Origin of the sequence: Tianweitania sp. (assembly GCF_032053605.1) — a bacterium.
Lineage (GTDB): Bacteria > Pseudomonadota > Alphaproteobacteria > Rhizobiales > Rhizobiaceae > Tianweitania.
In genome coordinates this window covers 3,615-4,813 of sequence record NZ_DAMBUH010000126.1, presented here as the reverse complement: position 1 = coordinate 4,813, position 1,199 = coordinate 3,615, and the positions used below count along the sequence as shown (strand labels likewise).

Sequence of the window (1,199 nt, the reverse complement as noted above, 5' to 3'; positions counted from 1 at the left end):
ACAACCCCATAACGATGGCGATAGGAGTGGATTACGACATCCACGAAGTCAGGATTATCGAACGCATCGGCTGTCTGTTCGAAGGTTGCCTGATCGAAGCGCCATGTCGGAGACCACAGCTTCCAGATGAACTGCGTCAGTTCGCGACGCTTCCGCGATAGTCCTTCGACCCCGCGCTCCGTGTGGAAGTAATACTGATACCAGTAGCGAAATTCGCTCTCCGGATCGGCTGGCTGCTTCGCGCCGGCAATGTCCTGGATGTTGTAGCCCGTGCCGCAGCTCACCAGCCCCACCACCCGCTCGGGCCACAAAGCCGAAACGATACAGGCAGCACGCCCGCCCCAATCATAACCGCCGAGCACCGCGCGCTCGATCCCGAGCGCATCCATCAGGGCAAGAAGATCATTGCCCAGCGCCGCCTGCTGCCCGGACCGCATGGTTTCCGACGACAGAAACCGCGTCGCGCCATAGCCCCGAAGGTAAGGCACGATGCAGCGCCATCCCTGCCCGCTCAGCCGCTCCGACACCGCGTCATAGGCATGCACGTCATAAGGAAAGCCATGCAGCAGGATCGCCACCGGCCCGTCAGCCGGCCCAGTCTCAAGATAGGCAACGCTCAGCGCGCCGGCTTCGATCGTCTTCATGCACTTTCCCTGCAAGCCTTAGCGGATACCAAACCAGCCGTTCAAAGCCTCACCCGTCACAGGATCCGTCGTCGGCAGCGCCACCTGCGCCAGCGCGTCCTCGATCACGCTATCTGCTAGATCGCCGGGATGGTTGATGTCGCCTTCCTGTCCCGGCGGATAGCCGCCGGCCATCCGGAAGTCGGTCGAGGCGCTTATCCGCTTGTGCCCGACGCCCGCTGGCACGATGCAGACATCCCCGACCTCGACCTTGGCCGTAATCCCGCTGTCGCCGCCGAAGCCGATCAGCGCATGGCCCGACACGCAGGCGAGCACTTCATGCCCCTTGGTGTGGAAGTGCCAGAACGGAAAAACCGTGTAGATCCAGGTGCCCGTCCAGCCGCTGCGCTCGAACAGCCGGCACGCGGCCTCACCGTTGCGGGCGTCTTCGGGAAGCCTGTTCTTCCACAGGAGAAATGGTAGGTCGCTGTTGGGAATACCGCGCTGGCGATCCCTAGCGAAAGTGTGGGTTAAAGCCTGTTCGCTCAAATCTGTTCTCCTGCCGCATCCGGGTCC

General features: G+C 62.3%; 1 protein-coding gene and 1 pseudogene. Both read right to left on the bottom strand.

The window, feature by feature from the left end; genetic code table 11:
• Window positions 1-644 (bottom strand): annotated as a pseudogene (locus RTX98_RS18420) (alpha/beta fold hydrolase); the annotation flags it as partial.
• Window positions 645-662: 18 nt separating this feature from the next.
• On the bottom strand, window positions 663-1,172 hold the full coding sequence (locus RTX98_RS18415; RefSeq protein WP_312798247.1) for a hypothetical protein: 510 nt from the start codon (window positions 1,170-1,172) through the stop codon (window positions 663-665).
• Window positions 1,173-1,199: the final 27 nt, after the last annotated feature.